The organism is Massilia sp. BAP21 (assembly GCF_057801335.1).
This window is the reverse complement of sequence record NZ_CM173596.1, coordinates 709,406-728,931: the sequence shown is the minus strand read 5'-3', so window position 1 is coordinate 728,931 and position 19,526 is coordinate 709,406. Positions and strand designations below refer to the sequence as shown.

At 64.4% G+C, this 19,526-nt stretch carries 24 protein-coding genes and 1 tRNA gene; 12 read left to right on the top strand and 13 right to left on the bottom strand.

The window, feature by feature from the left end:
- The first annotated feature begins 19 nt into the window (after window positions 1-19).
- The 3 genes from cydB to ACWYRN_RS03145 all read left to right on the top strand — a co-directional run bounded on the left by cydB (window position 20) and on the right by ACWYRN_RS03145 (window position 2,168).
- Window positions 20-1,174 carry a cytochrome d ubiquinol oxidase subunit II gene (gene cydB, locus ACWYRN_RS03155; protein WP_488691086.1) on the top strand — a complete coding sequence of 385 codons (1,155 nt, stop codon included), beginning with the start codon at window positions 20-22 and terminating at the stop codon, window positions 1,172-1,174.
- 27 nt (window positions 1,175-1,201) lie between these two features.
- A complete protein-coding gene (cydX, locus tag ACWYRN_RS03150; protein WP_488691085.1) occupies window positions 1,202-1,312 on the top strand; it encodes a cytochrome bd-I oxidase subunit CydX in 111 nt (36 codons plus the stop codon).
- Window positions 1,313-1,529: 217 nt separating this feature from the next.
- On the top strand, window positions 1,530-2,168 hold the full coding sequence (locus ACWYRN_RS03145) for an NAD(P)H-dependent oxidoreductase (RefSeq protein WP_488691084.1): 639 nt from the start codon (window positions 1,530-1,532) through the stop codon (window positions 2,166-2,168).
- 329 nt (window positions 2,169-2,497) lie between these two features.
- On the opposite strand, the gene ACWYRN_RS03140 is transcribed toward ACWYRN_RS03145, so the two are convergent.
- Together ACWYRN_RS03140 and ispB are read right to left on the bottom strand one after the other, a co-directional pair.
- Window positions 2,498-2,574, bottom strand: a tRNA-Pro gene (locus ACWYRN_RS03140).
- Between the two features lie 56 nt (window positions 2,575-2,630).
- Window positions 2,631-3,620: an octaprenyl diphosphate synthase gene (ispB, locus tag ACWYRN_RS03135; RefSeq protein ID WP_488691083.1), complete on the bottom strand. Its 990-nt coding sequence runs from the start codon at window positions 3,618-3,620 to the stop codon at window positions 2,631-2,633.
- A 268-nt stretch (window positions 3,621-3,888) separates the two neighbouring features.
- Between ispB and rplU the strand changes: the two genes are divergently transcribed.
- The 7 genes from rplU (at window position 3,889) to ACWYRN_RS03100 (ending at window position 9,544) form a co-directional block, all read left to right on the top strand.
- Entirely contained in the window at window positions 3,889-4,200 is a 312-nt protein-coding gene (gene rplU / locus ACWYRN_RS03130; protein ID WP_136220275.1) for a 50S ribosomal protein L21, read from the top strand.
- Between the two features lie 40 nt (window positions 4,201-4,240).
- Window positions 4,241-4,519 (top strand): 50S ribosomal protein L27, encoded by a 279-nt coding sequence (gene rpmA, locus ACWYRN_RS03125; protein ID WP_229437869.1) that lies wholly within the window; start codon window positions 4,241-4,243, stop codon window positions 4,517-4,519.
- A 104-nt stretch (window positions 4,520-4,623) separates the two neighbouring features.
- On the top strand, window positions 4,624-5,739 hold the full coding sequence (gene obgE, locus ACWYRN_RS03120) for a GTPase ObgE (RefSeq protein WP_488691082.1): 1,116 nt from the start codon (window positions 4,624-4,626) through the stop codon (window positions 5,737-5,739).
- Window positions 5,729-6,169 carry a hypothetical protein gene (locus tag ACWYRN_RS03115; protein ID WP_488691081.1) on the top strand — a complete coding sequence of 147 codons (441 nt, stop codon included), beginning with the start codon at window positions 5,729-5,731 and terminating at the stop codon, window positions 6,167-6,169. Before obgE ends, ACWYRN_RS03115 begins: the two co-directional genes overlap by 11 nt.
- Complete coding sequence (gene proB, locus ACWYRN_RS03110) at window positions 6,166-7,296, top strand: glutamate 5-kinase (protein WP_488691080.1); 1,131 nt, start codon at window positions 6,166-6,168, stop codon at window positions 7,294-7,296. Before ACWYRN_RS03115 ends, proB begins: the two co-directional genes overlap by 4 nt.
- 11 nt (window positions 7,297-7,307) lie before the next feature.
- On the top strand, window positions 7,308-7,670 hold the full coding sequence (locus tag ACWYRN_RS03105) for a nuclear transport factor 2 family protein (RefSeq protein ID WP_488691079.1): 363 nt from the start codon (window positions 7,308-7,310) through the stop codon (window positions 7,668-7,670).
- Window positions 7,671-7,861: 191 nt separating this feature from the next.
- Window positions 7,862-9,544, top strand: a complete 1,683-nt coding sequence (locus ACWYRN_RS03100; protein ID WP_488691078.1) for a methyl-accepting chemotaxis protein — start codon at window positions 7,862-7,864, stop codon at window positions 9,542-9,544.
- A 254-nt stretch (window positions 9,545-9,798) separates the two neighbouring features.
- On the opposite strand, the gene ACWYRN_RS03095 is transcribed toward ACWYRN_RS03100, so the two are convergent.
- The 6 genes from ACWYRN_RS03095 to rsxB all read right to left on the bottom strand — a co-directional run bounded on the left by ACWYRN_RS03095 (window position 9,799) and on the right by rsxB (window position 13,190).
- Window positions 9,799-10,032, bottom strand: a complete 234-nt coding sequence (locus tag ACWYRN_RS03095; protein ID WP_488691077.1) for a zinc ribbon domain-containing protein — start codon at window positions 10,030-10,032, stop codon at window positions 9,799-9,801.
- 49 nt (window positions 10,033-10,081) lie between these two features.
- Window positions 10,082-11,041 (bottom strand): RNA-guided endonuclease InsQ/TnpB family protein, encoded by a 960-nt coding sequence (locus tag ACWYRN_RS03090; RefSeq protein WP_488691076.1) that lies wholly within the window; start codon window positions 11,039-11,041, stop codon window positions 10,082-10,084.
- A complete protein-coding gene (locus ACWYRN_RS03085) occupies window positions 11,001-11,261 on the bottom strand; it encodes an IS607 family transposase (RefSeq protein WP_488691075.1) in 261 nt (86 codons plus the stop codon). The genes ACWYRN_RS03090 and ACWYRN_RS03085 overlap by 41 nt, the downstream gene beginning before the upstream one ends.
- Window positions 11,234-11,650: a MerR family DNA-binding transcriptional regulator gene (locus ACWYRN_RS03080; protein ID WP_488691074.1), complete on the bottom strand. Its 417-nt coding sequence runs from the start codon at window positions 11,648-11,650 to the stop codon at window positions 11,234-11,236. The genes ACWYRN_RS03085 and ACWYRN_RS03080 overlap by 28 nt, the downstream gene beginning before the upstream one ends.
- 112 nt (window positions 11,651-11,762) lie before the next feature.
- On the bottom strand, window positions 11,763-12,452 hold the full coding sequence (gene nth / locus ACWYRN_RS03075; protein WP_488691073.1) for an endonuclease III: 690 nt from the start codon (window positions 12,450-12,452) through the stop codon (window positions 11,763-11,765).
- A gap of 18 nt (window positions 12,453-12,470) precedes the next feature.
- On the bottom strand, window positions 12,471-13,190 hold the full coding sequence (gene rsxB, locus ACWYRN_RS03070) for an electron transport complex subunit RsxB (protein WP_488691072.1): 720 nt from the start codon (window positions 13,188-13,190) through the stop codon (window positions 12,471-12,473).
- Window positions 13,191-13,335: 145 nt separating this feature from the next.
- On the opposite strand from rsxB, the gene ACWYRN_RS03065 reads away from it, so the two are divergent.
- Together ACWYRN_RS03065 and ACWYRN_RS03060 are read left to right on the top strand one after the other, a co-directional pair.
- Window positions 13,336-13,755: an RcnB family protein gene (locus ACWYRN_RS03065; protein ID WP_488691071.1), complete on the top strand. Its 420-nt coding sequence runs from the start codon at window positions 13,336-13,338 to the stop codon at window positions 13,753-13,755.
- Between the two features lie 68 nt (window positions 13,756-13,823).
- A complete protein-coding gene (locus ACWYRN_RS03060) occupies window positions 13,824-14,027 on the top strand; it encodes a hypothetical protein (protein WP_488691070.1) in 204 nt (67 codons plus the stop codon).
- Window positions 14,028-14,271: 244 nt separating this feature from the next.
- Here the strand turns inward: ACWYRN_RS03060 and ACWYRN_RS03055 are convergent, their stop codons facing one another.
- The 5 genes from ACWYRN_RS03055 to ACWYRN_RS03035 all read right to left on the bottom strand — a co-directional run bounded on the left by ACWYRN_RS03055 (window position 14,272) and on the right by ACWYRN_RS03035 (window position 19,482).
- Window positions 14,272-15,507 (bottom strand): polyhydroxyalkanoate depolymerase, encoded by a 1,236-nt coding sequence (locus tag ACWYRN_RS03055; RefSeq protein ID WP_488691069.1) that lies wholly within the window; start codon window positions 15,505-15,507, stop codon window positions 14,272-14,274.
- 255 nt (window positions 15,508-15,762) lie between these two features.
- Window positions 15,763-16,860, bottom strand: a complete 1,098-nt coding sequence (locus ACWYRN_RS03050; protein WP_229437857.1) for an NAD(P)/FAD-dependent oxidoreductase — start codon at window positions 16,858-16,860, stop codon at window positions 15,763-15,765.
- 152 nt (window positions 16,861-17,012) lie between these two features.
- Window positions 17,013-17,336 (bottom strand): ferredoxin FdxA, encoded by a 324-nt coding sequence (gene fdxA / locus ACWYRN_RS03045; protein WP_229437856.1) that lies wholly within the window; start codon window positions 17,334-17,336, stop codon window positions 17,013-17,015.
- 302 nt (window positions 17,337-17,638) lie between these two features.
- Window positions 17,639-17,920: a protealysin inhibitor emfourin gene (locus ACWYRN_RS03040; protein ID WP_488691068.1), complete on the bottom strand. Its 282-nt coding sequence runs from the start codon at window positions 17,918-17,920 to the stop codon at window positions 17,639-17,641.
- Window positions 17,917-19,482: a hypothetical protein gene (locus ACWYRN_RS03035; RefSeq protein WP_488691067.1), complete on the bottom strand. Its 1,566-nt coding sequence runs from the start codon at window positions 19,480-19,482 to the stop codon at window positions 17,917-17,919. The genes ACWYRN_RS03040 and ACWYRN_RS03035 overlap by 4 nt, the downstream gene beginning before the upstream one ends.
- Window positions 19,483-19,526 lie beyond the last annotated feature (44 nt).

Genomic DNA, 19,526 nt, shown 5'->3' with positions numbered 1-19,526 from the left:
CACTTCGGAGACAACAACCATGATTCTTCATACACTGCTCGACTACGACGTATTGCGCGTCATCTGGTGGATCCTGCTGGGCGTGCTGCTGATCGCCTTTGCGGTCACCGACGGCTTCGACCTCGGCACCGGCACCTTGCTGCCCTTCGTGGCGAAAAACGACCTGGAACGCCGGGTCGTGATCAACTCCATCGGCCCGGTCTGGGAAGGCAACCAGGTCTGGCTGGTGCTGGGCGGCGGCGCCATCTTCGCCGCCTGGCCGCAGCTGTACGCGGTGTCGTTCTCGGGCTTTTATCTCGCCATGTTCGCGGTGCTGTTTGCGCTGATCCTGCGTCCGGTCGGCTTCAAGTACCGCAGCAAGCGCGAAGGCGCACGCTGGCGCGCCACCTGGGACTGGCTGCTGTTCGTGGGCGGCTTCGTGCCTTCGCTGATCTTCGGCGTGGCCCTCGGTAACGTGCTGCAGGGCGTGCCGTTCCGCTTCGCACCCGACATGCAGATCTTCTACGACGGCGGCTTCTTCGGCCTGCTCAACCCGTTCGCGCTGCTGTGCGGCCTGGTGTCGGTGGCGATGCTGGTGATGCACGGTGCCAGCTGGCTGGCGCTGAAGACCGAGGGCGCCGTCGCCTGGCGCGCCCGCAGCTGGGGCATGCGCGCCGCTGCGGCCGTGGTGGTGCTGTATGCGCTGGCCGGCTGGGTGCTGTGGCGCTTCGTCGACGGCTACCGCATCACCAGCGAGATCGTGACGACCGGCGCCTCGAACCCGCTGTTCAAGACGGTAGCGGGGGAGGGCGGCGCCTGGTTCGCCAACTACGCCGCCCATCCGTGGACGATGGCGGCGCCGGTGCTGGGCTTCGCTGGCGCGCTGCTGGCACTGCTTGGGCTGGCGCGCCGCTGGGAAGGCTTGACCATGGTGTTCAGCAGTGTATCGATCGCCGGCATCATCCTCAGCGTGGGGGCATCGATGTTCCCCTTCATCCTGCCGTCGTCGATCCAGGGCGCGGCCAGTTTGACGGTGTGGGATTCGTCGTCGAGCCAACTGACGCTGTTCATCATGCTGGTGGGTAGCTGCATCTTCCTGCCGATCATCATCGGCTACACCAGCTGGGTCTACAAGGTCCTGTGGGGCAAGGTCGATGCCGACGGCATCCGCGATGGCAAGGGCCACGCTTACTAATTATTGAAATAGAAAAGGAGTCTGATCATGTGGTATTTCGCCTGGATGCTCGGCCTGCCGCTGGCGGCCGCTTTCGCGGTGTTGAACGCGATGTGGTTCGAGCTGGTGGATGACGACCAGCGCAAGACGCAGGCCTGATCGAAACAGAGGCCGCCGCGCCAGCGGCGGCTTTCCTGCTGGTTCTGCAGTGTATTGGGTCTGCATGTGTATTGCAGCGTAAAGCAGGCAGCGGTGCATGCGGCGAATCCAAGTGTGAAGTGAGTGCTTGCTGAGGGCAAATCAAGCCCTGCTCGGCAAGAATCCGCCGAGTCGGGCATCATGACGCGTTCTTCACTTCACATAGAAAGAAATTTGCATGTCCGATCTCCTGCAAACCTTGCAGTGGCGTTATGCCACCAAAAAAATGGATCCTGCCAAAAAGGTCGCCAAAGAGAAGATCGACCGCATTCTCGAAGCAGTGCGCCTGACGGCAAGTTCCAGTGGCCTGCAACAGTACGAGATGTTCGTGGTGACCAATCCTGCCCTGCGCGAGCAGATCAAGCCGCATGCCTGGAACCAGTCCCAGGTAACGGACGCTTCGCACCTGCTGGTATTCGCCGCATGGGATAACTACACGCCCGAGCGCATCAATGCGATGTTCGACCTGGTGAACGACGAGCGCGGCTTCAAGAACGAAGGTTGGGAAGCCTACCGCCAGCAACTGCTGTCGACCTACCCGCAGCGCGACGCCGAGACCAATTTCGAGCACGCCGCACGCCAGGCCTACATCGGCCTGGGTAGCGCGCTGATCGCCGCCGCCGAGGAAAAGGTGGATGCCACGCCGATGGAAGGCTTCGATCCGGCCAAGGTCGACGAGATCCTGAATCTGCGCGAACGTGGACTGCGTTCGGTGATCCTGCTGCCTGTTGGCTATCGTGCGGATGAAGGCGACTGGCTCGTCAACCTGAAGAAAGTGCGCCGTCCGATTTCGCAGTTCGTTACCGAGCTGGCATAAGCGTCAAGACATCCTGGCGGCTTCAGGTTCCATCGCTGACCCAGGCATGTAAAAACGAAAAAGGCAGATCGAGTCGATCTGCCTTTTTTACATTCTGCGGGGCCTGTTCAGCGAACCTGGAACCAGTAGACAGGCAGCGCGGCAAGCTCCTTCGCCAGCGAGTACGCATCGCGCGCTGGGAAGTAATTGGCATGTGCCGTATAAACGGTTTCAATGCCGGCGCACTCCAGCGAGAAGGGGGGCAGTACGCCTGGCAAGCTTACGCATTCATGGCCTCGGATATGAAAAAAGCCAGACCGGCTGATGCCTGGTCTGGCTTTCGAATTCTGTGGTCGGGGTGAGAGGATTCGAACCTCCGGCCTCTACGTCCCGAACGTAGCGCTCTACCGGGCTAAGCTACACCCCGACTGGTTTGAGACGCCGGGAAAACGGCGTCTCGGGATGGCATTACTATAAATATTCTTAGTGGTTCCTGTCAACTGCAAAGCTGCAGAGCTGGAGCAGGCTGTCCTTGTACGCGCTGTCCGGCAAATCGGCAATCGACTCGGCCGCACGGCGTGCCGCCGCCTCCGCTTCGCGGCGCGTGTAATCGAGCGCACCGCTCGACGTCACCGCCGCCAGCACCGCATCGAAATGCTGCTCGTCGCCCTGCTCGATGCAGGTGCGCACCAGTTCGCGCTGCTGCGGCGTGCCGTGTTCCATCAGGTAGATCAGCGGCAGGGTAGGCTTGCCTTCGCGCAGGTCGTCGCCGACGTTCTTGCCGATCTCGGCGGCGTCGCCGGCGTAGTCCAGCACGTCGTCGATCAGCTGGAATGCGGTGCCAAGCGAGCGGCCGTATTCGCCGGCCGCGGCGATCTGCGCGTTGCTGGCGCCGGCCACCAGGGCGCCCAGCTCGGCGGCGGCCTCGAACAGCTTGGCAGTCTTCGAGCGGATCACGGTGAGGTAACTCTCGTGCGTCACGTCCGGGTTGTGCATGTTCAGCAGCTGCAGCACTTCGCCTTCGGCGATGACGTTGGTGGCGTCGGACAGGATCTGCATCACGCGCATGCTTTCCAGGCTCACCATCATCTGGAACGAGCGCGAGTACAGGAAGTCGCCGACCAGCACCGAGGCGGCGTTGCCGAACAGGGCGTTCGCCGTTTCGCGGCCGCGGCGCATCGAGGATTCGTCGACCACGTCGTCGTGCAGCAGGGTGGCGGTGTGGATGAACTCGACCACCGCCGCCAGTTCGTGGTGCGCCGTGCCCCGGTAGCCGTGCGCGTTCGCCAGCAGCAGCACCAGCACGGGGCGGATGCGCTTGCCGCCGGCGCTGATGATGTACTCGGAAATCTGGTTCACCAGGGGAACGTCGGAGTGCAGGCGCTGGCGGATCACCGTGTTCACCGCCGCCATGTCGTCGGCGATCGTCTGGGTAATATTGTTCTGTTGAGCGTGTTGGGTAGCGGCGGACAAGGCGAACCTGCGTAGTCGTTGAGGGCGTTGAGTGCGGCGATTATACGACAAGCATGCATAAGCCGTGCCATTTGTCCAACTGTAAGGAAATACCCAGCCATTCCCGCGCCCAGGCCCGTCGTTGCTGGGATGACACACTGTTGACGGATGATGCCGGCTTTTGACGCAATGCGGCGAACTATGTATAATCCTCTGTTCCCCGGCTTCAGACCAGCTCAGCGCAATGGCGCCGGTGGGAATTCTTTAAACATTTGATGAGGTTTCAATCATGTACGCGGTCATAAAAACCGGTGGCAAGCAATACAAAGTTGTCGCTGGCGAAAAACTTAAAGTAGAACAGATACCGGCAGACATTGGTTCCGAACTCTCCATCGATCAGGTCCTCGCCGTTGGCGCGGGCGAAAGCATCAAGTTTGGTGCTCCTCTGGTCGAAGGCGCGACGGTTCTGGTGAAGGTCGTTTCCCACGGTCGCCACGACAAGGTCCGCATTTTCAAGATGCGCCGTCGTAAGCACTACCAGAAGCGTCAAGGCCACCGCCAGAACTTCACCGAGATCGAAGTCGTTTCGATCAACGGCTAATTGCCCCGGTCTATTTAAACAGTCATCAAGGAGTAACTAAATGGCACACAAAAAAGGCGGCGGCACTACCCGTAACGGCCGCGACTCAGAAAGCAAACGCCTCGGCGTGAAAGTGTACGGCGGCCAGGCGATCAACGCCGGCGGCATCATCGTGCGTCAGCGTGGCACCCAGGTTCGTCCAGGCGTCAACGTCGGCCTCGGCAAAGACCACACCCTGTTCGCCCTGGTGAACGGCACGGTCAAGTTCGTCAAGCAAGGCGTCGGTTCGAAGCAGTACGTGACCGTCGTTGCAGCAGCTGCCGAAGCAGTCGCAGCGTAATTGACGCAAAGTGCCGCACACAGCGGCGCATCCTTGTAAGGCGCAAGCCTTCCATCGAAAGGCTCTGCCCACGGTAGAGCCTTTTTAGTTTTTTGGCGGTCATCATGAAGTTTATCGACGAAGCAAGAATTGAAGTCATCGCGGGCGACGGCGGCAACGGCTGCGCATCGTTCCTGCGCGAAAAGTTCCGCCCATTCGGCGGGCCGGACGGCGGCGACGGCGGCAAGGGCGGCTCGATCTGGGCGGTTGCTGACCGCAACATCAATACCCTGGTGGATTTCCGTTATTCGAAAGTGCACACCGCGCGCAACGGCGAACCCGGCCGTGGTTCGGACTGCTACGGCAAGGGCGCGGACGACGTCGTCCTGCGCATGCCGGTCGGCACCCTGATCGTCGATAACGTGAACGGCGAAATCATCGCCGACCTGACCGAACACGGCCAGACCGAACTGCTGGCCAAGGGCGGCGAGGGCGGCTGGGGCAACATCCACTTCAAGACGTCCACCAACCGGGCACCGCGCCAGAAGACCGACGGCAAGCCGGGCGAACGCCGCCAGCTGCGCCTCGAGCTGAAGGTGCTGGCCGACGTGGGCCTCTTGGGCATGCCGAACGCCGGCAAGTCGACGTTCATCACGGCCGTCTCGAACGCCAAGCCGAAGATCGCCGACTACCCGTTCACGACCCTGCATCCGAACCTCGGCGTGGTGCGCGTGTCGCACGCGAAGAGCTTCGTCATTGCCGACATCCCGGGCCTGATCGAAGGCGCGGCCGAAGGCGCGGGCCTCGGCCACCAGTTCCTGCGCCACCTGGCGCGTACCGGCCTGCTGCTGCACATCGTCGACCTGGCGCCGTTCGAGGCGACCGTCGATCCGGTGAAGGAAGCCAAGGCGCTGATCAAGGAACTCGAGAAGTACGACGAAGACCTGTTGAACAAGCCGCGCTGGCTCGTGCTGAACAAGCTCGACATGATTCCCGAGGAAGAGCGCAAGAAGAAGGTCAAGGACTTCCTCAAGAAGCTGTCCTGGAAAGGCCCGGTCTTCGAGATCTCGGCCCTGAACCGCGAAGGCTGCCAGGACCTGATCAACGCGATCTACCTGCACCTGGAAGAAAAGCGCGCCACCGAAGTGCGCGTCGACGAAACGACGCAGATGACCGAGGAAGCGCGCGGCATCAACTCGATCGATCCCGACGATCCACGCTTCAAGATCCTTGAAGACTGAGGACCGCGTCATCGTCAAGCGCCCCGGGTTCACCTTCACCCGTGCCTGGGCGCGCGGCCAGCTGCTGCAGCTGGTGGCCACCGCCAGTTCGCTGGCGGCGCTCGTGGCCCTGCTCGACCCCGATATGGTCGCGGCGGTCATGGGCCTGTTTCTCGTTGGCGTGAACGGCTACAGCCAGTTCTACGCCATCTATGTCGGAGTCCGTCTCGCCATCGCGGGACTGGCTATGCTGGCGGCAAGGCGGGGCGACCAGCCCTTCCTCGGCGATCTCGTTGCATTCTTCCTGCTGGCCCAGCCGGCCGGGCGCCTGGTCGCGGCATTCGCGATCGGCCTGCCGCATGGGTCCCTGTTGATCGTGAGCGGGATCGAGTTGCTGGCAGGGCTGGCCCTGCTGGCCTTGCGCCCGCGCGCCAAACCTCTCTCGCCATGAACTCCGCGCATTTCTCCTGTCTTCGCCAAGCCGGCCGCATCATCGTCAAGGTCGGCTCTTCCCTCGTCACCGATGAAGGCCGCGGCCTCGACCACGAGGCCATCGCCCGCTGGGCCACGCAAATCGCCGCGCTGCGCGGCCTCGGTAAAGAGGTCGTGCTGGTCAGCTCCGGTGCGATCGCCGAGGGCATGCTGCGCCTCGGCTTCGCCAGCCGCCCGCACGACATCCACGAACTGCAGGCCTGCGCCGCCGTCGGCCAGATGGGCCTGGCGCAAATCTACGAATCGAGCTTCGCCACCCACGGCGTGAAAACGGCGCAGGTGCTGCTGACCCATGCCGACCTGGCCGACCGCGAACGCTACCTGAACGCGCGCGCCACGCTGACGACCCTGCTGCGCCTGGGCGTGGTCCCGATCATCAACGAGAACGACACGGTGGTCACCGACGAGATCAAGTTCGGCGACAACGACACGCTCGGCGCCCTGGTGGCCAATCTCATCGAGGCCGATGCCCTGGTGATCCTGACCGACCAGCGCGGCCTGTTTTCGGCAGATCCGCGCAAGGATCCGGCTGCACGTTTGATTGATCAAGCCGAAGCCGGCGACCCGGCGCTGGAAGCAATGGCCGGCGGCGCCGGCAGCAGCATCGGCCGCGGCGGCATGCTGACCAAGGTGCTGGCCGCGCGCCGTGCCGCCCGTTCCGGCGCCCACACGGTGATTGCCTGGGGCCGCGAACCGGACGTGCTCACGCGCCTGGCCGGCGGCGAGGCGATCGGCTCGCAGCTGAACGCGCCCACCACGCGCCTGACCGCGCGCCGCCAGTGGATGGTCGACCACCTGCACACCGCCGGCGAGGTCGTGCTCGACGCCGGCGCCGTGCAGAAGCTCACGCAAGAGGGCAAGTCGCTGCTGCCGATCGGCGTCATCCAGGTGCGCGGCGAATTCGGGCGCGGCCAGGTGATCACCTGCGTACGCGAAGACGGCACCCCGATCGCGCGCGGCCTGACCAGCTACACCAGCAGCGAAGTGCGCCGCATCATGCGCCATTCCTCGCACGAGATCGAAGCCATCCTCGGTTACATCGAAGGACCGGAGCTGGTGCACCGCGATAACCTGGTTTTACTTTGACGGCGTCTCGCATGTCCGCTTCTCCAGCAGCCGTGGTCCAGGCCCAGTTAGAGGCCTACAATGCCAAGGACCTCGACGCCCTGATGGCCACCTATGCGCCGGATGCCCGGCAGTTCGCGCTGCATGGCGCGCTGCTGGCCGAGGGCCATGACCAGATCCGCCCGCGCTATGCAGCGCGCTTCGCCGAGCCGGACCTGCGCGCCCAGCTCCTGACACGCAGCGTGGCCGGGAATTTCGTCACCGACCTGGAACTGGTGTACCGCAACTTCCCGGAAGGACGCGGCACGGTCGAGATGCTGTGCGTGTACGAGGTCATCGACGGACGCATCGCGCGCGCCTCGTTCGCCAGCGGCGCCACCACCATGCTGGCCTGAGCCGGCACCCCCGCAGGCTGCCCGTTCGTGGCAGCCTCGACAAGTTTCTCCTTGGCGTAAAAATAACTCTGTCGTGGCAAACACACATTCCGTCTGCATCGTATTGCAGGGCATGTTTTTTTGTTGCCGCCTGGATAGAACCTCCCGTAGACTCGCCTGGAAAACTCGTATTGACGTGAACCAGGGCCATCATGAAACTGAGTCGTAAACTTCCCCTTTGCTTTGCCGCCGTTGCGCTGGTCGTGGCCTGCGCCGGCCTGTTCGGCCTATGGGCACTGAATGGCTCGATCGCCACCTACGACCGCGCCGTGGTCAGCTACAGCCATGCCGAGGAAGTCGAGGCCATGCTCTCGACCTTCAAGACGCAAATCCAGGAATGGAAGAACACCCTCCTGCGTGGCAAGGATGAGGCCGAGCGCAACAAGTACTGGCAGGCTTTCCAGGACAGCGAGCGCAAAGTCGGTGCCCAGCTCGCGAAGCTGAATGGCGAACTGGCGCCGGGCAAGGAGCGTACGCTGCTCGAACAATTCGGCCGCGCCCATGCGCAGATGGGCCAGGACTTCCGCAAGGGCTATGAACAGTTTGCCGCCGCCGGTTTCGATCCGGCCGCCGGCGATGCGGCGGTCAAAGGCAAGGACCGGGAGCCGGCCGAGCTGCTGGACCAGGCCAGCCAGCAGATCGTTGCCGCCACCCGCGACAGCGCCGCGGCGGCCGAAGCGGCCAGCAAGCGTGCCACGCTGCTGAGCCTGCTCGCAATGGCGCTCGGTTCGGGCGCCGCCATCGTGGCCGGCGTGTTCGTATCGCGTTCCATCGTGCGTCCGCTCGAGCGCGCCGTGGAAGTCGCGCAGACGGTTGCCGGCGGCGACCTGCGCGCCCGCATCGAGGTGACGTCGAACGACGAGACCGGCCAGCTGTTGCAGGCATTGAAGGACATGAACGCCAGCCTGACGCAGATCGTCGGCAAGGTGCGCAGCGGCGCCGAAACGATCACGGTTGCTTCGGATGAGATTGCAAGCGGCAACATGGATCTGTCGTCGCGTACCGAGCAGCAGGCCGGCGCGCTGGAAGAAACCGCGTCCTCGATCGAGGAGCTGACCTCGACCGTGAAGCAGAACGCCGACAACGCACGCCAGGCCAACCAGCTGGCGATCAGCGCCTGCGACGTGGCGGTGAAGGGCGGCGACGTGGTCGAGCGCGCGGTGACCACCATGGGCGCGATCAGCGAGTCGTCGAAACAGATCGTCGACATCATCGGCGTCATCGACGGCATCGCCTTCCAGACCAATATCCTGGCGCTGAACGCGGCGGTCGAGGCGGCGCGCGCGGGCGAGCAGGGCCGCGGCTTTGCGGTCGTCGCGTCCGAAGTGCGCAACCTGGCCCAGCGCTCGGCCAGCGCGGCCAAGGAAATCAAGGCCCTGATCGGCGACTCGGTGGCGCGTGTGGAAGCGGGCAGCGCGCTGGTCAACGAGACCGGCACCACCATGAACGAAATCGTCGCCAGCGTGAAGCGGGTGATGGACATCATGGGCGAGATCAGCGCCGCCAGCGCCGAGCAGGGCGCCGGCATCGAGCAGATCAACATCGCGGTCACCGAGATGGACACCGCGACCCAGCAGAACGCGGCGCTGGTGGAAGAAGCGGCCGCCGCCGCGCAGGCGCTGCGCGAGCAGACCGTGGCGCTGAACGAGGTGGTGGGCGTGTTCAAGCTCGAGGGCGATGCGATGGCGGCCCAGAGTGTGCAGCCGCTGCGCCCAGCCATGGCGCCGGCACGGCTGACGGCGCCGGCAGCCAAGGCGCCGCCCCCTGTCCGCAAGGAGCCGGTGCGTTCGAAGGTAAGCGCGAAGGCCGGTAGCGAGGAGTGGGAAGAGTTCTAAGGTCTTCGCCTTACTAAGCAGCCGCGCCGCATGTGCCGCGCGGCTTTTTTACGTCCGGGTATCGGTGGCCGCAGCGTAGGGCCTGAACAGCAGCCATCACCCCGAAGCCTCGGGCCGTTGCGGCGCTGCCGCTGCCGAACATGCTGCTAGCGGGAACGTGCACGACAGTGCGCAGCGTTCTCTTCCTGCCCCAAACCGTCTTGCCGACCGTGTTCGTACCTGACAGGCGTTACTTTCCCGCCTCCCGCCGGCAATTAGCCGGCGGCAGTGCCCGGCGTCGCCGCTGGATTCGCCACGGGTAGCGCCTGACTTGCCCCGAGGGCAGCGGTGGCGAGCCGTTCAAGGTTGAGTGCCGCATTGACGTCGCGGTCGTGGTGTGCGCCGCAGGCGACGCAACCCCAGGCGCGTTCGCCCAGGGACAGGCTGCCGTTGTGTTTTCCGCAGCCCGAACAGAGCTTGCTGGACGGGTACCAGCGGTCGGCCAGCACAATGGTCGTGCCGTAGCGCGCCGCCTTGTACTGCAGCTGGCGCCGGATCTCATGAAAGCCGACGTCTGCAATGGCGCGCCAGGCGCGCGTTGGCCAGCATCCCGCTCACGTTCAGGTCCTCGATCACGACAGCCTGGTTTTCCCGGCACAGCCGGGTGGTAAGCTTGTGCGTGAAATCCCGGCGCACCCGGGCGATCCTGGCCTGCAAGCGCGCCAGCGCCTGTGCCCCCTTGGTGCGGTTCTTCGACGCCGGCGGCCGCTTATCCTTCGGGATGCTGCCGGCAATTCCTGTCCGCGTTTTCGCTGCTTCGATCTTGCGCGACAGGCACCGGCTGCGGATGCGCAGGCGCCGCAGCGCCGCTTTCAGGGGCCGGGGCGCGGGGATCGTTTCACCGGTAGAAAGGGTCGCCGCGCGGTTTACGCCGAGGTCGACGCCGACGATGCCGTCGCCGCTGCGGTGGCGCCGCGCAACAGCGTCCGGCACGTCGACCTGGACCGACAGGAACCAGTGGCCGGCCTCGCGCGACACGCTCGCGCCGAGGATTCGCCCCGGCCAGCGCAGGGCTTCGCGCAGCGCCACGCGGCCGACCTTCGGCAGCACGGCGGCTGGCCCTTCGAGCCGGAATTTATCGTTTGCCAGGTAGAACGCATCGCGGCAACGTCCCTTCGTCTTGAAGCGCGGCGGGTAGGCTTTTTCGCCGGAGCGGCGCTGCGCGAAGTAACGGCTCCAAGCCTTGGCGAGATACGCGAACGGCTGCGCATGGGCGTCGCGGTGGATCGTGCGCAGCCAGGGCTGGCCCTGTTCGTCGAGCCAATCAGGATGCGCGTACTTGATGGCATTGAATTGCTTTTTAAGCGCCAGGGCGTTTGGCCTCAGGCCCAGCGCGGCCTGGCGCTGCCATTCGGCCAGGGCCCAGTTCCAGACTCGGCGGGCGGTGCCGGCCGCACGCGCAAAGTATTCGCGCTGCTCAAGCGTGGGGGCTATCCTGATCCGGTGCGCCAGCAGCATGGTTAATCTCCAGCGCCGAGAGCAGCTGACGGCGGTAGTTGCGCAGGCCATCCAGGCGGCTCGAAAAGCAGTGAACGATCGTCATCGGGTCCCGCACCATCTCCTGCTCCGGTGACAGGCATTCCTGATTGAACACCAGTTCGCCGCCATGCAACGCCGCATAGTGCGCGAACCAGTCGAAGCCGAATCGGGTCAGCCGGTCGCGGTGCACGAGCACCAAGGTTGCCACCTCGCCTCGCCGCGGCCAATCGCGTCCATCAGGGCCAGGAAGCGCTTGCGTCCGAAGTTCAGACCACCGCCGACTTCCTCGACGTATTCGACCCCGGCCAGGCCGCGCGCGGCCGTGAACTGCTCCAGCGTCTGGCGCTGGTTGATCAGATCGGGGCGCCGGGCTGCGCTCGACATCCGGCAGTAGGCCACGACCCGCCGTGGCGCTGTGAGCGACGGCAGGCACAGGAACGTGCGCAGCTGGCTCTCGGTATAGCGCCGGCGGTTGCTGGCGGTGCGCGCCGCCGGGATTAGCCGCCCCTCGCGCTCCCAGCGCTGCAGCGTCTTGACTGTAATACCCAGGAATGTCGCTGCGTGTCCAATTCCAAACGTGCTTTCCATGGTCATTATTCGACACTTGTAAGCACAGGAAGTTCGACCAGGGTCTAGCTCCAATTCGCCCTGGCCGGCGCCGTGGGCGTGGTCGCCAGCTTCCTGCTGGCGCGCCTGGCGCTCAGGCTGCCGGGAGCGAAATCGATTCTGTGACGCCGGGTGCGATGATGCCGTCCGGTGTCGGCGTCTTGTCGCGGAACTCGCACAAGTCGTTGATGATGCAGTTCCAGCACTTCGGCCGGCGCGCCACGCAGGTGTAGCGCCCGTGCAGGATTAGCCAGTGGTGGGCGTCCTGCAAGAAGTCCTTCGGCACGAACTTCAGCAGCTTCATTTCGACTTCGTCGACGTTCTTGCCGGGCGCGATTTTCGTGCGGTTCGAGACGCGGAAGATATGGGTGTCGACCGCCATGGTCGGCTCGCCGAACGCCGTGTTCAGCACCACGTTCGCCGTCTTGCGGCCCACGCCGGGCAGGGCTTCGAGCGCCTCGCGCTGGCGCGGCACTTCGCCGCCGTGCTGCTCCACCAGGATCTGGCAGGTCGCCATCACGTTCTTGGCCTTGGTGTTGTACAGACCGATGGTCGCGATATAGCTCTTCAGCTCGTCGATGCCGAGGTCGAGGATTTGCTGCGGCGTGTTCGCCACCGGATACAGGCGGCGCGTGGCCTTGTTCACGCCCACGTCGGTCGACTGCGCCGACAGCAGCACCGCAATCAGCAGTTCGAAGGGCGTCGTGTATTCGAGTTCGGTGGTCGGATGCGGATTGGCGGCGCGAAAGCGCGTAAAGATTGCGAGGCGTTTGGCGGGATTCATCGCTCGGTTTTTCTTCGCTCAGTTCTTGTTCGAATCGGGTGGCGTGGTGTCGGGCGGAGCGGCGCGCTGGCGCGCCCTTTCCATGGCGGCGGCGATGATGGCCCGCTTGCGTTCCTTCTCGGCCAGCTCCTCCGGCGTGTTCGTGACTTCGGCTGTGACCGCGCGCATTTTCTCCAGCGCCTTGGCGGCCAGGCGCGCATCGTTTTCCTCGCGCTCGCGCTGCAGGCGCAGGGTGCGGAAGTCGTGGCGCGCGCGCGCGGCATCCGCCGCTTCCTGCGACCAGGCGGCCCAGCCGGTGGCTTCGGTTACCGGGACCATGCTGATGCAGTCGACCGGGCAGGGCGCCACGCACAGATCGCAGCCGGTGCACAGGCTCGGCAGGATGGTGTGCATCTGCTTGGCCGCGCCCATGATGGCGTCCACCGGGCAGGCCTGGATGCACAGGGTGCAGCCGATGCACAGGCTTTCGTCGATGAAGGCAACCGGACGCGGGCGTTCGACGCCGTTGGCCGGGTTGATCGGAATGACCGGGTGGCCGGTGAGCGACGCCAGGCGCCGCACGCCCTCGATGCCGCCGGGCGGGCACTGGTTGATCGGCGCTTCGCCGTTCGCGATCGCCTCGGCATAGGGCCGGCAGGCCGGGTAGCCGCACTTGGTGCATTGCGTCTGCGGCAGCAGGTCTTCGATCTGGTCGGCAAGAGTCTTGGTCACGGTGATGCGGCGGCGTAAAGCCGTCATTATCCGACAAAAGCGCGGAGGGCGCGACCGGGGTTGATGTTTCGTCCAGTAAGTGGTGCAGCGTACAGAGCCCTCGCGGTCGCCATGGCTTACTGACGGTACAGGCTGCGCGTCGACGCGCGCCATCTTTTAAGGAGGAAAAAACATGAATAAACGCCTCATCGCCAAGAGCATGATCGCACTGATGCTGGCTGCCAATGCGCCGGCATTTGCCCAGAACCATGATCGCCGTGACGACCGCCGCGAGTACCGTGACGACCGGCGCGAAGACCGCCGCGATTTCCGCGACGAACGCCGTGAAGACCGCCGCGATGTCCGGGATGCACGCCGCGACGACCGCCGTGACTACCGCGATTCCCGCCGCGGCGCCGGCCCGCGCCATGACCTGTATCGCGGCAACCGTTTGCCGTCGAACTACAACCACCGCCAATACGTGGTCGACAACTGGCGCGCGCACCGCCTGAGCGCGCCGCCACGCGGCCATCATTGGGTGCAGGTGGGGAATGACTACGTGCTGGCGGCGATTGCCACCGGCGTCATCGCCAGCGTCTTGCTGGGTAATTGAGTGGTTGGCGCAGGCGCCAGCCCGCCGACGCGGGGGACGCCTCTCCAGCCTGTTTATAGGAGAACGAAATGACTGAATGGATTGTCGCGCCCCTGCTGGCGGCCGACCCCACCTCGCGCCCGGTGTACCGGCCCGGGGAGAGCGACGCTGCCGCCGCGGCCAAGCCCGAACCCGCTGCCGACGACCGCCGCGGCGCCGACCGGCGTGAGCCGCATGTCGATATCGACGATGATTTCGGGCGGGGCGAGGACCGGCGCGACAGCACAGCTTGAGTTATCGGTCGTATGAAAAAATGCCGCGGACTTCCGCGGCATTGTTTTTGTAGGGTGGGCACTTGTGCCCACGCGGACTGAACCGACGAGCATCCATAAGGCAAGCCATATCGATGGACCTGCGTTATCGCTGGGTTGACCGTCGCATTTCCGCACCCGATGAGACCGCGTGGGCACAAGTGCCCACCCTACAAAAGCAAAATGCCGCGGACTCCGCGGCATTTTTTATGCATCACGACGTTGTTCAGCCGTGCGCCTTGATGAACTCGCCGATCTTCGGGCAGATGATCTCGCGCCAGCGGCGCCCCGAGAAGATGCCGTAGTGGCCGGCTTTCGGCGCCACGAAGTCGAGCTTCATGTCGTCCGGGATGCCGCTGCACAGCTCGTGCGCGGCCTGGGTCTGGCCGGCGCCGGAGATGTCGTCGAGCTCGCCTTCGATGGTGAACAGCGCCACCGTCTTGATGTCCTGCGGACGGACCAGCTTGCCGCCGACTTCCCAGGTGCCCTTCGGCAGGCGGAATTCCTGGAACACGGTCTTGATGGTGTCGAGGTAGTACTCGGCCGGCATGTCGAGCACGGCGTTGTATTCGTCGTAGAACTGGCGGTGGCTTTCGGCCGATTCCTCGTCGCCGCGCACCAGGTGCTGGTAGAACTCGCGGTGCGACTGGGCGTGGCGGCCCGGGTTCATGGCGATGAAGCCGGCGTGCTGCAGGAAGCCCGGGTACACCTTGCGCCCAAAACCCGGGTAATTGCCCGGGACCGCGTAGATCACGGTGTTCTCGAACCACGAGAACGGCTTTTCGGTGGCCAGGTCGTTGACGGCGGTCGGCGACTTGCGCGGGTCGATCGGGCCGCCCATCATGGTCATGGTCTTCGGCAGCTTCGGATCGTTATCGGACGCCATCAGCGCGATCGCGGCCAGCACCGGCACGGTTGGCTGGCACACGGAAATCACGTGCACGTCCGGACCCAGGGTGCGGATGAAGTCCTGGACGTAATAGATGTAGTCATCCAGATGGAACGGGCCGGCGGACAGCGGCACCATGCGCGCGTCGACCCAGTCGGTAATGAACACGTCGTGGTCGGGCAGCAGGGCGCGTACGGTGTCGCGCAGCAGGGTGGCGTGGTGGCCCGACAGCGGGGCAACCAGCAAGACGGTCGGTTGTGCCAGGGCTTCAAAGGCCGCGTCCGGCAAATCCTTCTTGAAGTGCAGCAGCTTGCAGAATGGCTTGTCGACGGCGGTGTGTTCGATGATGCCGACCGCTTCGCCCTTGATGGTGGTGGTGTCGATGCCGAAGGCCGGTTTTTCGTAGTCCTTGCCCAACCGGTACATCAGCTCGTAGCCGGCGGCGATACGTTGGGAGAAGGGGGTGTGGGCAAACGGAGAAACCGGGTTCGAGAACAACTTCGACGACGCATCCGCCCATTGCATCAGCGGGGTCAGGAAGGAGCGTTGCATCTCGTGCAATTGGTAGAGCATAGTAATCCTTCTTCGGTGAAGCATTCGCTGCGCCGGGACGCCCAATGACGCCTGCCGTGCACGAATTTTGATCAAATCATTATAGGGTCAAATGATTGGCGGGTGGAAATTTCCCGCACCCTCGTGCGAATTTGATCTGTGCTTAGAAGGTTTATAGCACCGTTTTTCACAGGTCGTCGGTGATGCGCCACACATAAAAACAAATGCCCCGGCTAAGCGGGGCATTGTCGTTTTTGCGTAACTGAACCGAAAATATTAGTCGAACACCGGGGTCTCGACGCCGAGGATCTTGTGCAGTTTCGGCGAGGTGGTGGTGTACTGCATGTGGATCTTCTTGTCCGGGAAGATGTACGGCGCAGCGCCGAAGGCGGCCAGCGCGGCTTCGTGGAAGCCCGACAGGATCAGCTTCTTCTTGCCCGGGTAGGTGTTGATGTCACCCACGGCGAAGATGCCCGGCACGTTGGTTTCGAACTTCTCGGTGTCCACGACCTTCAGCTGCTTGCGCTCGATGTCCAGGCCCCATTCGGCGATCGGGCCCAGCTTCGGCGACAGGCCGAAGAAGACCATCAGCATGTCGAGCGGCACGCGGCGGGTGACGCCGTCGGCGCCGGTGACTTTCACCTCGCTCAGCTGGCCGTCTTTCTCGTCGTAGCCGGTGACCTGGCCGGTGATCAGCTGCATCTCGTACTCTTCGCACAGCTGCTTCATCTTGGCAACCGATGCCGGTGCGGCGCGGAAGTCTTCGCGGCGGTGCACCAGCACGACCGACTCGGCCTTGCCGACGAAGTTCAGGGCCCAGTCCAGGGCCGAGTCGCCGCCGCCGCAGATGACGATGTTCTTGCCTTCGAAGATGCTCGGGTCCTTGACGCGGTAGTGCAGCTGCGTGTTCTCGAACTTCTCGATGCCCTCGACCTTGATCGTGCGTGCCTGGAACGAACCGACGCCGGCCGCGATGAAGATGGTCTTGGTGATGAACTGGGTGCCAGTCGAGGTTTCGACGTTGAAGCGGCCGTCTTCGCGGCGCTGCACGGTGGTCACTTCCTGGCCCAGGTGGAAGGTCGGCTCGAACGGCTCGATCTGCTTGAGCAGGTTGTCGGTCAGTTCCTGGCCGGTGCACACGGGCACGGCAGGGATGTCGTAGATCGGCTTGTCCGGGTACAGTTCCACGCACTGGCCGCCGACGGCCGGCAGCGAATCGATGACGTGGGCCTTGATCTCGAGCAGGCCGAGTTCAAAGACCTGGAACAGGCCGACCGGGCCTGCACCGATGATGACGGCGTCGGCGTCGATGGCGCCGGCGAACGAGCTGTTAGGGGCGATGCTGCCCGCATCGTGGGTGGCACTGATAGTCATGCGCAAAGGTCCTGTTGATTTTGTAAAAGAGGGGGCGGTGACGCGATGGCCGCTAGTGTGCCATGGATGACGCGAGCCTGCCGGAGACGAGCGAAAACAGCGTGCGGCGACGGCGGCCCGAAACAGCCGGCGCGTCACCGCTGTGCGGATTTTCAGCGAGCCAGCTGGTCCAGCTTGTTCGTGACGTCTTTCCACTCTTCGGCGTCGGGAAGCGCCGGCTTGGTCTTGGTGATCGACGGCCAGAAGCGCGACAGATCGGCGTTGATCTTGATGAATTGCTGCTGGTCGCCCGGCACGTCTTCCTCGGCATAGATCGCATTGACCGGGCACTCGGCCACGCACACGGCGCAGTCGATGCACTCGTCGGGGTCAATTGCGAGGAAATTCGGGCCTTCCCGGAAACAATCGACCGGGCATACATCGACGCAGTCGGTATACCGGCAGCGGATGCACGATTCGGTGACAACGTGGGTCATAACAGTCCTATCTATGGTGGGGTGACGCAGCGTTAGCGCGCAGGAGGGAGCCGCCAACTGGCAAAGCACTGTATTTTAGGGCAATTCGAGTTTTCCTACAAATTGGGTTTAGACACAATATACATAAGCAAATGTGTTGCCCGTGCTTGGGTTTGGCGTGGAAATGATGGCCTTCGATTGAACCTGAGGCGTATCCCGTACGGTGGGCACCCCGTGCCCACGCGGAACGTAGCGCCGTGATGGCTTGGCCAGGATGGCAAATGATGCATCGAGGCGGCGTCTCGAATGATCATTTGGTGACCTTATGCCATCCCCTGCAATTGCGCCAACAACGCCGGCCACCCCGTCGCCCCCAGCGACCCATCATCCGCCAGCACCACCGTATGCGTGCGTCCCGCATCCTCGACCGTGATCTCCCAGCGCGGAATATCCGCCCCCACTACGCACATCGGCGCCGCCCCGAAGAAATCCACCTGCTGCAGCAGCGCCTCGACCGACCCGCCGTCGGCGCGGCAGGCCGTGTCGAGTTCGAAGCACTGCCCGCCGCCGGCAAAGCCGCCTTCCTGTTTCGCCGTGATCTTCATGATGTGCTTGCCGTGCCGTCGTCCAGCACCGGCTCCTCGCCCGCCGGGCCATTGCGCCCGCGGTCGGCGCACCAGCGCGCCAGGGCCTGGGCTTCGGCGTCGAGCAGGCGTTCGATGTTGTAGTACTCGGCCAGGTTCATGGTGCCGCAGCAGGCGCGCCGGTCCTGCTGGGCACCGGGGACGTCGCACACGCCGGCCGCCAGGCGCACGTGCACGCGGCAGCTTGGGGCCATGGGCTTGCCGGGCAGTTCGGCGTCCATCGGCGGCACGCCATCGGGCATCGGCGTCGGCGCTTCGGTGGCTTCCGGCAGCACATCACTGGCCGCATCGTTGGCAACCTCAGGCCCGCCCACCACTTCGCGCACCGTGAATTGCTGGCGGATCGAGGCCATGTAGCCCTCCGGTTTGCCGTCTTCGAGCGCCAGGCGCAGCATCTCGTTGACCACGTCGGCATAGGTGGCGGCGATGTCGGGCGCGGCAATCAGGGCGCGCAGCACCAGCCCGCGCAAATACGACGCCACCCGGTGCAGCACGGCGGCATCGTCTTCCAGCGCCGGGTTGCGTTCCAGCGCGAACAGGTCGGCCAGGATGTCGTAGACGCCGCCGGTGAAGACCTGGGAAATCGCATGCACCTGGGTGCCGGCCTGGGACAGGGTCAGGTCGTTGTCGGCATTCCGTAGGCCCGTGGTGCTGCCGAGCGCCAGGCCGAACTGCTCGGCAATGTCGGCCAGGAAGGTTTTATCGTGCAATCTCGCCTTGGTCTGGGCCACCACCGCTTCGCACTGGTCGAGCTGGGACAGGGCCAGGAAGATCGCCGTCAGGTCGCCGAAGGATTCGTGCAGGCCGCCGGTCTGCGGCGGGGCGTCCGCCAGCAGCCAGTAAGGCTTCAGGCCATCGAGCACGGCATGGCCGGTCTCGTGGGCCACGATGTCGAACGAGCGGCAGGTGAACACGCGCTCGCTTTGCCCGCTCGGTACGAAGTCGCCGAACTTCAGGCAGTTCTGGGTACGGCTGTAGAAGGCGTTCATCACGTTCGGCAAGCCGTAGGGGAAGACTTGCAGCGGCGCCGTGTCGATGCTGCTGTTCCACTGCCAGGGCAAGGGCATCTCGGCGCCGCTGGAAGACAGCGAGCGCTGGTACATGGTCAGCGTCTGGCGCACCACGGCAAAGGTGTGGACGGCGTCGAACTGGGGCGTGTCGGGCATGGTGACGAAGTCGCCAAAGGCGTTCGGCTCGACCGCGTCGATGCCCGGCGTGCCGCTGGCGATGCGCGCATCGCGCGGGCCCGCCAGCACGATGCCGGGCAGGAAAGCCTTGCGCGTGCCCATGTCCAGCACCGAGGGGTCCTGCTTCCACATCAGCACGCGCGCACCGAAGGCGTAGGGCAGGGGTACCTCGGACGCCGGCTCGCCGGCGCCGCGCGGAGCGCCCGGCTGGTCCAGCAACTGCGCCGCCTTGCGGTGCTGGCGGTAGGCCGCGCTGGGCGTGGGAATGAAGGCGACCGGGGGCTGGTCGCGTTCGGTCGTGATCGGGTCGTCCGGCAACAGGGCGCGTTGTTCCATGGTGATTCCTCGTGTGGTTGCGTTAGCTCAGTCGATAGTCGGCC

Bases quoted from the DNA above. Each gene is read 5' to 3' on its own strand.
- cydB (WP_488691086.1), top strand. From the start codon at position 20: ATGATTCTTCATACACTGCTCGACTACGACGTATTGCGCGTCATCTGG.
- cydX (WP_488691085.1), top strand. From the start codon at position 1,202: ATGTGGTATTTCGCCTGGATGCTCGGCCTGCCGCTGGCGGCCGCTTTC.
- ACWYRN_RS03145 (WP_488691084.1), top strand. From the start codon at position 1,530: ATGTCCGATCTCCTGCAAACCTTGCAGTGGCGTTATGCCACCAAAAAA.
- rplU (WP_136220275.1), top strand. From the start codon at position 3,889: ATGTACGCGGTCATAAAAACCGGTGGCAAGCAATACAAAGTTGTCGCT.
- rpmA (WP_229437869.1), top strand. From the start codon at position 4,241: ATGGCACACAAAAAAGGCGGCGGCACTACCCGTAACGGCCGCGACTCA.
- obgE (WP_488691082.1), top strand. From the start codon at position 4,624: ATGAAGTTTATCGACGAAGCAAGAATTGAAGTCATCGCGGGCGACGGC.
- proB (WP_488691080.1), top strand. From the start codon at position 6,166: ATGAACTCCGCGCATTTCTCCTGTCTTCGCCAAGCCGGCCGCATCATC.
- ACWYRN_RS03105 (WP_488691079.1), top strand. From the start codon at position 7,308: ATGTCCGCTTCTCCAGCAGCCGTGGTCCAGGCCCAGTTAGAGGCCTAC.
- ACWYRN_RS03100 (WP_488691078.1), top strand. From the start codon at position 7,862: ATGAAACTGAGTCGTAAACTTCCCCTTTGCTTTGCCGCCGTTGCGCTG.
- ACWYRN_RS03090 (WP_488691076.1), bottom strand. From the start codon at position 11,041: ATGCTGCTGGCGCACCGGATCAGGATAGCCCCCACGCTTGAGCAGCGC.
- ACWYRN_RS03080 (WP_488691074.1), bottom strand. From the start codon at position 11,650: ATGGAAAGCACGTTTGGAATTGGACACGCAGCGACATTCCTGGGTATT.
- nth (WP_488691073.1), bottom strand. From the start codon at position 12,452: ATGAATCCCGCCAAACGCCTCGCAATCTTTACGCGCTTTCGCGCCGCC.
- rsxB (WP_488691072.1), bottom strand. From the start codon at position 13,190: ATGACGGCTTTACGCCGCCGCATCACCGTGACCAAGACTCTTGCCGAC.
- ACWYRN_RS03065 (WP_488691071.1), top strand. From the start codon at position 13,336: ATGAATAAACGCCTCATCGCCAAGAGCATGATCGCACTGATGCTGGCT.
- ACWYRN_RS03060 (WP_488691070.1), top strand. From the start codon at position 13,824: ATGACTGAATGGATTGTCGCGCCCCTGCTGGCGGCCGACCCCACCTCG.
- ACWYRN_RS03055 (WP_488691069.1), bottom strand. From the start codon at position 15,507: ATGCTCTACCAATTGCACGAGATGCAACGCTCCTTCCTGACCCCGCTG.
- ACWYRN_RS03050 (WP_229437857.1), bottom strand. From the start codon at position 16,860: ATGACTATCAGTGCCACCCACGATGCGGGCAGCATCGCCCCTAACAGC.
- fdxA (WP_229437856.1), bottom strand. From the start codon at position 17,336: ATGACCCACGTTGTCACCGAATCGTGCATCCGCTGCCGGTATACCGAC.
- ACWYRN_RS03040 (WP_488691068.1), bottom strand. From the start codon at position 17,920: ATGAAGATCACGGCGAAACAGGAAGGCGGCTTTGCCGGCGGCGGGCAG.
- ACWYRN_RS03035 (WP_488691067.1), bottom strand. From the start codon at position 19,482: ATGGAACAACGCGCCCTGTTGCCGGACGACCCGATCACGACCGAACGC.